The organism is Streptomyces sp. ATLC9 (assembly GCF_057196705.1).
Window position 1 is genome coordinate 22,572 of the sequence record NZ_JBXUOY010000028.1, and the last position, 8,838, is coordinate 31,409.

Annotated in this window: 7 protein-coding genes; 1 reads left to right on the plus strand and 6 read right to left on the minus strand. The window is 75.2% G+C overall.

Going from position 1 to position 8,838, the window contains the following annotated elements:
• Positions 1-29: 29 nt before the first annotated feature.
• From AC2CJA_RS05385 to xylB, 6 genes are all read right to left on the minus strand, one after another.
• The gene (locus AC2CJA_RS05385) at positions 30-1,463 is read right to left on the minus strand and encodes a carboxyl transferase domain-containing protein (RefSeq protein WP_484601496.1); all 1,434 of its coding nucleotides are present in this window, start codon (positions 1,461-1,463) and stop codon (positions 30-32) included.
• Complete coding sequence (locus AC2CJA_RS05390; protein WP_484601497.1) at positions 1,456-2,940, minus strand: acyl-CoA synthetase; 1,485 nt, start codon at positions 2,938-2,940, stop codon at positions 1,456-1,458. Before AC2CJA_RS05390 ends, AC2CJA_RS05385 begins: the two co-directional genes overlap by 8 nt.
• A gap of 92 nt (positions 2,941-3,032) precedes the next feature.
• Entirely contained in the window at positions 3,033-3,800 is a 768-nt protein-coding gene (locus AC2CJA_RS05395) for a bestrophin-like domain (protein WP_484601498.1), read from the minus strand.
• A gap of 255 nt (positions 3,801-4,055) precedes the next feature.
• Positions 4,056-4,301 (minus strand): hypothetical protein, encoded by a 246-nt coding sequence (locus AC2CJA_RS05400; protein ID WP_484601499.1) that lies wholly within the window; start codon positions 4,299-4,301, stop codon positions 4,056-4,058.
• A gap of 444 nt (positions 4,302-4,745) precedes the next feature.
• Positions 4,746-5,984: an ROK family protein gene (locus AC2CJA_RS05405; RefSeq protein ID WP_484601500.1), complete on the minus strand. Its 1,239-nt coding sequence runs from the start codon at positions 5,982-5,984 to the stop codon at positions 4,746-4,748.
• Positions 5,985-6,109: 125 nt separating this feature from the next.
• Positions 6,110-7,537: a xylulokinase gene (gene xylB / locus AC2CJA_RS05410; RefSeq protein WP_484601501.1), complete on the minus strand. Its 1,428-nt coding sequence runs from the start codon at positions 7,535-7,537 to the stop codon at positions 6,110-6,112.
• 78 nt (positions 7,538-7,615) lie between these two features.
• Here xylB and xylA point away from each other — a divergent pair, with 78 nt between their 5' ends.
• A complete protein-coding gene (xylA, locus tag AC2CJA_RS05415) occupies positions 7,616-8,788 on the plus strand; it encodes a xylose isomerase (protein WP_484601502.1) in 1,173 nt (390 codons plus the stop codon).
• The last annotated feature ends 50 nt before the right edge of the window (positions 8,789-8,838 follow it).

The window sequence follows — 8,838 nt, forward strand, 5'->3', positions numbered from 1 at the left end:
CGGCGGGACCGGGAAGGGCGCCGCGAGCGCTATCCGGGCACGATGCCGCGCGCCACCCCCAGCTCCACCAGGTCCTGCGGACGCAGCCGCAGGTCGCCCGCCGTCTCGCGGACGTGCTCCGGGCCGCGCTTGAGGATGGCCGCGGCCGACTCCGGGGCTATGACGGAGAAGTAGCAGTCCGGGGTGACCCAGGTGTTCTCCGGCGCCGCCAGTGCCAGGGCGCCGCCCGAGCCGCCCTCGCCGACGACCAGGGTCGTCACCGGGACCCGGGCCTCGGCCACCGCCGCGAAGAGGTCCGCGATGGCCGCGCCCGCGCCGGAGCGCTCCGCCGCCTCGTCGTTGGCCGCGCCCGGGGTGTCCACCAGGGTGAGCACCGGGACGCCCAGCCGGTCGGCCAGCCGGATCAGCCGGGTGGCGGTGCGGAAGCCGGCGGGCAGGGTCGGTGTGCCGCACTGGGCGGCGTAGGCGACGGTACGGCCGTCCCTGCGCCCGAAACCGCAGAGCATCCCCGGGTCGGTGCCGCCGCAGCGGTCGCCGGAGATCTCCTCGCGGACCTCGAAGTACGCGTCCAGATAGGTGTCGGCGTGCGGGCGACGCGGGGAGCGGGCCCGTTCCACCGCCTCCCAGCCCGTCTCCGGCAGGCCCGGCGCGCCCGTGCCGCCCAGCGCGCGCGGCGGCTCGGCGGGGTCGCCCGCGGCACCAGGGGCGCACGTGGGGGAGGAGAGCAGGGACAGCCAGCGGCCCAGGACGCCGGGCAGCTCCTTCGGGGCCACGATCCGGTCGACCTGCCCGGCCGCCAGCTTCTCCTCGGCGCCGTACGCGGCCGGATCGGCGCTCGGGGGGCGCACCCGGGATCCGGCGAAGGCGACCTGGGCGCCCGGCAGGGCCAGCACCACGTCGGAGCCCGCCCCCAGCGTCGCCCAGCCGCCGCCGGTCGTCGGATCCCGTACGACGGCGATCTGCGGCAGGCCCGCCGCCCGGGTCAGCGACGACTGTCGCGCCACGCGCTGGAGCTGGACCAGGGCCCGCATGCCCTCCTGCATACGGCTGCCGCCGGTCGCCGTCAGGGAGACCACCGGCAGCCGCGCCCGGCGGGCGTGCCGGTGCGCGGCCTCGATGCGGTCGCCGGTGCGCTGTCCGAGGGAGCCGCCGAGGAAGGCGAACTCGAAGGCGATCAGGACCGCCGGGACGCCGCCGACCGTGCCGGTGCCGCACACCACCGACTCCCGCTCGCCGGTGCGTTCGTGTGCGCGGGCGCGCGCCGGGCCGTACCCCTTCCAGGCGATCGGCCCGTCCCCGTCGGTGCCGCCGTCGTTGTCGCCGCTCCCACCGTCGTAACCGCCCGCGGCGGGCAGCTCCGTGAAGCCGTCGCCCGGCGAGTCGAGCACCGCGTCGATCACCGCACGGGCCGACAGCCGCCCGCCCGGCCCCGCCGCCCGTTCCGCGTCCGGCCGCTCAGCCACGGCCCAGCTCCCGCTTCATGACCTTGCCCATGTCGTTGCGGGGCAGGCCATCCGTGAACCGCACGGTCCGGGGCCGCTTGTGCGGCGTGAGCCGCCGCGCCACATGGCCGATCAGCTCCTGCTCGGTGGGCGGCTGTCCGCCGGCCGGCACCACCCACGCCACGATCCGCTCGCCCAGATCCGGGTCGGGCTCGCCGACGACCGCCGCCTCGGCGACGCCCGGGTGGCCCAGCAGGCAGTTCTCGATCTCCCCGGCGCCGATCCGGTAACCGCCGCTCTTGATCAGGTCCGTCGCCCTGCGGCCCACGATCCGGTAGAAGCCGTCGGCGTCCCGGGTGGCCATGTCGCCGGTGCGGAACCAGCCGCCCGCGAAGGCCTGCGCGGTGGCGTCCGGCCGGTGCAGGTACTCGGTGAACAGGTTGGGTCCGCGCACCTGGACCTCGCCCACGGTCTCGCCGTCGCCGTCCTCGATGCGGCGGCCCTCGTCATCGACCAGCCGTACGTCCACGCTGGGCAGGGGCACACCCACGGTGCCGGCGCGGCGCTCGCCGTCCGCCCGCACACTGGTGATCATCAGCGTCTCGGTCATCCCGTAGCGCTCGACGACGCGCTGCCCGGTCGCGGCCGTGATCCGCTCGTGGTCGTGCAGGGGCAGCGCGGCCGAGCCGGACACCAGCAGCCGGGCCCCGCCCAGGGCCTCGGCCAGCCGCCCGCCCGCCTCGCCGTTCCCCTCGTCACCCGTCTCGCCACCGGCCTCCAGGGCCTCGGCCAGCCGGTGGTACATCGTCGGCACCCCGAACACCATGGTGCCGCCCTCCTCCAGCGCCGCCGTGACGGCCTCGGGCGAGAAGCGGCCCAGGTGGTGCAGTGTGCCGCCGCGCCGCAGCACCCCCAGCACCCCCAGGACCAGCCCGTGCACATGGAACAGCGGCAGCGCGTGCACCAGTACGTCGTCGCCGGTCCACCGCCAGACGTCGGCCAGGTCGTCCAGCGTGCTCGCGATCGCGCGGCGCGGCACCACCACGCCCTTGGGCGGTCCGGTGGTGCCGGAGGTGTAGACGATCAGCGCCGGGCCGTTCTCGTCGGGCGCGGATGTGGTGCCGTCGGGGCGGGGGTCGGTCTCCGGCCCCAGCGCGACATCGGTACGCGGCAGTGCCTCCAGTGCCGGGGGCAGCTCGTCGCCGGAGGCGGCCAGCACCCGGTTGGGCGTGCTGTCGGTGAGGATGTGGGCCAGTTCCTCCTCGCCGGTGCGCGGGTTGACGGGCACGGCGGGGACTCCGGCCAGCAGGGCGGCCAGGACGCCGACGCAGGTGTGCGGCGAGGGGGTAGCCCACACCGCCACCCGGCCGGCGTCGGCGATCTCCAGGGCGAGCGCGTGTGCCGCCCCGGCCAGCCGACCGTAGTCGATCACCCGGTCGCCGAAGCGCAGCGCGGGTTTGTCCGGCGCCTGGTACAGGCTGGGGAAGAGTGCGGGCACCCGGGGCTCCTCGTCTGGTCACGGCCGTGCGGTCGGTCTCCAGGGTGCCTACCCACCGGACGGCGCGCAGCCCGGGGGCGCGCGGTGTGATCTCAGTCGCCCGAGGCGCGTGGGAAGAGCGTGGTGAACGCCTCGGTCGGGTCCGCGAAACCGCGGGTGAAGGGGGAGTCGAAGTACCAGACCAGGAAGAGGAGGAACGCGATCAGCGCGGTGAACAGGCCTGCCAGCACCAGCTCCCGGCCCGAGCGCTGGATCTGCAGGGCGAACACCATGCCCACCGCGATCACCGCACCCGAGACCAGACCGAGCCACACCACACCGGGCAGCGTCGGTTCGGCGCCCTGCGACCGGGCGGTACGGGCCTCGTCGGCCAGGGCGACCTGGTCCACCAGGGCCTGGTACGTCTGCGCCTCGCGCACGGTGGCCGGTTCGTGGCCGGTGACGGTCCGCCGCAGGTCCGCCAGGAGCACCGTCCCCCGGTCGGTCGTTTCGCCGTGTTCGGCCATATGAGGCCACTCCACCGTGACCGTGTGACGGACGTACGCGTCGACGCGCTCGCGGACGCGGTCGCGGACCGCGGCGGGATAGGCCTGGGCGCGCTCACGCACCTCGTGCAGCGCCTGGGCCTCCTGTCGCGTCCACTCCTCGGCGGCGGAGCGCCCTTCCCAGGCGCCCGCGATGGCCAGGCCGAGGACGATCGCGTACACCACACCGATCATCATGGTCATGTACTCGATGACATCGGGGGTCTCGGAGGGGTCGTAGTCCTCGCCTGTGCGGCGGCGCCGCAGCAGGATGACGGTCACGACGGCGGCGCAGGAGACGGTGACGGCGAGGAACAGGAAGAGCCAGTCGTTCACAGGGGGTTCCTTCGGACTTTCGGCCTCGGTCAGCGGGATCGGGAGCCGGAGCGCGGGCGCAGCGCGGCGGCGGCCAGCACCGCCGGGGCGACGATCAGCAGGGCGCGCCCGGTGAGCGGCAGCCCCGCGCCGGACCGGTGGCGCCGGGTCTCGGGACGGGGAGCGGGCGGAGGGGAGAGGCTCGGGAGCGAGGAGGGCCGCCTCGGCGGCGAACTCTCCGGCGGAGGCGGTGTCGGAGAGAGTGGGGGCGCCGGTTCACGGGACGCGGGGACGGCCGGTGCGGTGACGGCCGTAGCTGTCGGACGCGGCTCCAGGGGCGGCGGGAAGGACGGTGGCGGAGAGGATGAGGGAGGCGCGGGCGGCACCGGAGGCGGCGGGGACGGTGTGGGTGTGGGTGTGGGAGGCGGCGGGGACGGTGTGGGTGTGGGTGTGGGAGGCGGCGGGGACGGTGTGGGCGTGGGTGTGGGAGGCGGCGGGGACGGTGTGGGCGTGGGCGGACACGGGCGCCCCAGAACCACGCCGAGCCGCACACCGGTACCGCCGCCGACCGTGATCTCCACGGACAGCTTCGGACAGCCGGTGCGCTCCACGACCGTCGCCGACGCAGCACCGCTGGTCAGCCGTACCTCGGTACCGTCCCCGGTCCGGACCCCGGCGCCCGCGACGGCGGCCGGCGGGGAGGGCCGCGGAACGGCCGCCCCCTCGGCGCGGGCCCCGCCCGCCGCGGTGAGCACCAGGACGACCGCTCCCGCTCCCGCTCCCCACCTGCTGTGCCTTCTGTACACGGAGGGTACTTTGCGTGGGTGGAACCGCCGTCATGGTGAAACGGACACTGAATAACCCGAAAGAGTGAATGACGGATTCCAAGGTTGACAGCGGCGGGCGCGTACCACCGTGCACGGGTGTGGACCGCCGCGTTCGGCCGCCCTCCCTGGCATGTGCCGTTCAGGCGCGGTGGGCCAGTGGGTCGTCCAGGACCGCGCGGACGACGGAGTGGGCCGCGCCCAGCAGCGGGCCTTCCGCGCCGAGGCGGGAGACCGACACCGGCGGGGGGCCTGCCAGACGACGGCCCAGTTCCTGCTCCAGGGAGGGCAGCAGCCAGGGCGCCAGCCGGGCGAGGGCGCCACCCAGGACCACGGTCTGCGGGTCGAGCAGGTTGACCGTGCCGGTCAGGGCGGTGCCCAGCGCGCTTCCGGCCTCGGCCAGCGCCCCCAGTACCGCGCGGTCGCCGTCCTCGGCGCGGGTGGCGAGCAGGCCGATGCGGGCGCCGGGGCCGGGGTACCGCGCGGCGGTGGCGCGCGGATCGAGTCCGGCGGCCCGCAGGACGGCCTCCTCGCCCGCGTACTGCTCCAGGCAGCCGATGCCGCCGCAGGCGCACGGACGGCCCTCCGGACGCACCGGCACATGGCCCAGCTCACCGGCGAACCCGCGCGTGCCGCGCAGGAGTTCCCCGTCCACCACGATCGCGGCGCCGATGCCGATCTCGGCCGAGACGTGGACGAAGTCGCCGGACGGCGGGGTGTGGCCGCCCAGCCACAGCTCGGCCAGGGCGCCCAGGTTGGCCTCGTTGTCGACGGAACACACGGCCGTGTCGCCGCCGCTGCCGGTGAGAGGCCCGGAGCCGAGCACGCCCGCGTTCAGACGGGGTGCCGGGTCGAGGTCCGTCCAGCCGAGGTTGGGGGCCTGGACGACGGTCGTGGTGCCGCGGGCGACCAGGCCGGGCACGGCCACGGCCAGCCCGGCCGGGCGCAGCCCCAGCCCGCGGGCCTCGTCCGCGACCTCCCTGACCAGACGGGCCAGTCGTCCCAGTACCGGGCCGGGATCGCTGTCCCGGTTGGCCGCGTCCATCGCGGTGCGGGCGCGGACCTCGCCGCGCAGGTCGACGGCGCACGCGGCGAGGTGGTCGACGCCGATCTCGGCGCCGATTCCGCAGGGGCCGCTGTCGCTGAGCGCCAGCGCGGTGCCCGGCCGCCCGACCGCACCGGAGCGGCCCGGGCCCAGTTCCACCAGCAGCCCGGCGGCCAGGAGTTCGTCCACGAGGGTGGAGACGGCGGTGCGGGTGAGCCCTATCCGCGCCGCGACGGCGGCCCGCGACCGCGGGCCGCCGTCGGCCACCGCGTGCAGTACACGCGCCAGGTTCCGCCGCCGCATCTCCTGCTGGGTGTTGGGCGCGGCTGCTGCCATCGGTGGCGTACTCCTCGAAAGGCTGTGCGGACGGCGCCGCGGACGGTGGTGGCGCGGGACGGAACCTGTGCGGCGGGACTTGCGCGGCGGACTGTGCCGGCGGACCGGGGGAGGGCAGCCGCCGGTCAGTGCCGCCGCAGCAGCGTATCGGCGTCGCCCAGGGTGGCCGTCAGGCGGGTCAGCGTCTCCTCGTCGCGCTCCACCGCCTCGTACGACGGGCCCTCGGCGGTGGACCAGCGGCGGGCGACCGCCGCCGCGTCCTCGCCCAGCACCAGGGCCGCGGCCTGCGCCGCCGCGCCGAGCGCGACCAGCTCCTGTGCGCGCGGCACGACCACCGGCCGTCCCGAAAGGCGCCGTACCGTCTCGCGCCACGCGGTGCCCTTCGCGCCGCCGCCGATCAGCAGGATCGGGGCGTCCGGTTCGGCGTCGTCGTCCAGGACCAGGTCCAGGGCGGCCAGCAGCGAGTGGACCGCGCCGTCGTAGGTGGCCTGGAGGATCTGGCCCGCGCCCGTGTCGTGCCGCAGGCCGGTCAGGGTGCCGGAGGCGTAGGGGAGGTTCGGGGTGCGCTCGCCGTCCAGGAACGGCAGGACGGTCACGCCCCCGCCCGGCTCGACGGCCTCGCGGTCCAGGCCGAACAGGGCCGCGACGCGGTCCACGGCCAGGGTGCAGTTGAGGGTGCAGGCCAGCGGCAGCCAGTCGGTGCGGGCGTCGGCGAAGCCGGCGACGGTGCCGGTGGGGTCGGTGGGGCGACGGGTGGAGACGGCGTAGACGGTGCCGGAGGTGCCCAGGCTCAGCACCGGCCGGCCCGGCCGCAGCCCCAGGCCGAGGGCGGCGGCCATGTTGTCGCCGGTGCCGGTGGCCACCAGTGTGCCCTGAGGCAGCGGCAGCCCCTCCCGCGGCCGCACCGTGCCGGCCGCCTCGCCGTGCCCCAGCACACGGGGCAGCAGCTCGGGGGAGAGGCCGACCTTCCCCAGGACCTCCTCGTCGTAGGCCTGGTCGGCCGTCGACCACCAGCCGGTGCCCGAGGCATCGCCCCGGTCGGTGGTGCCCTGGCCGGTCAGGCGCTCGGTGAGGTAGTCGTGCGGCAGCCGCACCGCCTTCACCGCGGCGGCGGCCTCGGGCTCGTTCTCGCGCAGCCACTGCCACTTGGTGACGGTGAAGGAGGCCGCCGGGACGCTGCCGAAACGCTCGGCCCACGCCTTCGGCCCGCCCAGCTCCGCCACCAGGCGGTCGCGCTGCGGGGCCGAGCGCACGTCGTTCCACAGCAGGGCGGGACGGACGGGACGGCCCCGGCCGTCCAGCGTCACCAGCCCGTGCTGCTGGCCGCCGACCGAGACGGCGGCGGCCCGGTGGACGGCCGGTCCGCACTGCTCCAGCGCCTGCCGCAGCGCCTGCCACCACTGCTCCGGATCGCTCTCGTGGTCGGGCGAGACGGTGTGGGGCGCCTGGCCGCGCGCGACCACCTCGCCGGTGGCGGCGTCGACGACCAGTGCTTTGGTGGACTGCGTCGAGCTGTCCACACCGATAACGAGCGGACCTTCGGGTGCGGCCATGTCGCCTCTTCCTCTCTGGGGCTTCCGGGCGCATACTAATTTGTCAACGGACCTGACGAAATACCCGAGAGGCATGACATGAGCTACGAGCCGACACCCGAGCACAAGTTCACCTTCGGTCTGTGGACCGTGGGCTGGCAGGGCCGCGACCCCTTCGGCGACGCCACCCGGCCGGCCCTGGACCCGGTCGAGACGGTGCACAGGCTCTCCGAGCTGGGTGCCCACGGCGTCACCTTCCACGACGACGACCTGATCCCCTTCGGCTCCTCCGCCTCCGAGCGCGAGGGCATCGTCAAGCGCTTCCGCCAGGCGCTGGACGCCACCGGCATGAAGGTGCCGATGGCCACCACCAACCTCTTCACCCACCCGGTCTTCAAGGACGGCGCCTTCACCGCCAACGACCGGGACGTGCGCCGCTACGCGCTGCGCAAGACCATCCGCAACATCGACCTGGCCGCCGAACTGGGCGCCACCACCTATGTCGCCTGGGGCGGCCGCGAGGGCGCGGAGTCGGGCGCCGCCAAGGACGTGCGGGGCGCGCTGGACCGCCTCAAGGAGGCCTTCGACATCCTCGGCGACCACGCCGTCTCCCAGGGCTACGACCTGCGCTTCGCCATCGAGCCCAAGCCCAACGAGCCGCGCGGCGACATCCTGCTGCCGACCGTCGGCCACGCGCTGGCGTTCATCAACGAGCTGGAGCACGCCGACCGCGTCGGCCTCAATCCCGAGGTCGGCCACGAGCAGATGGCCGGACTGAACTTCCCGCACGGCATCGCCCAGGCGCTGTGGCACGGCAAGCTCTTCCACATCGACCTCAACGGCCAGTCCGGTATCAAGTACGACCAGGACTTCCGCTTCGGCGCCGGCGACCTGCGCCAGGCGTTCTGGCTGGTGGACCTGCTGGAGTCGGCCGGCTACGAGGGCCCGCGGCACTTCGACTTCAAGCCCCCGCGCACGGAGGACTTCGACGGGGTGTGGGAGTCGGCGGCCGGCTGCATGCGCAACTACCTGATCCTCAAGGAGAAGGCCGTCGCCTTCCGCGCCGACCCCGAGGTCCGCGAGGCGCTGAGCGCCTCCCGCCTGGACGAGCTGGCGCGGCCGACCCTGAACGAGGGCGAGACCACCGCCGACCTGCTGGCCGACGCCGCCGCCTTCGAGGAGTTCGACGTGGACGCCGCGGCCGGGCGCGGCATGGCCTTCGAGCGGCTGGACCAGCTGGCGCTGGAGCACCTGCTGGGCGTCCGCGGCTGAAACGGCCGGCCCGGCCGGTGAGGCCCCGTGCGGGGGCGCGGGTGGCGGTC

Bases quoted from the DNA above. Each gene is read 5' to 3' on its own strand.
- xylA (WP_484601502.1), top strand. From the start codon at position 7,616: ATGAGCTACGAGCCGACACCCGAGCACAAGTTCACCTTCGGTCTGTGG.
- xylB (WP_484601501.1), bottom strand. From the start codon at position 7,537: ATGGCCGCACCCGAAGGTCCGCTCGTTATCGGTGTGGACAGCTCGACG.
- AC2CJA_RS05405 (WP_484601500.1), bottom strand. From the start codon at position 5,984: ATGGCAGCAGCCGCGCCCAACACCCAGCAGGAGATGCGGCGGCGGAAC.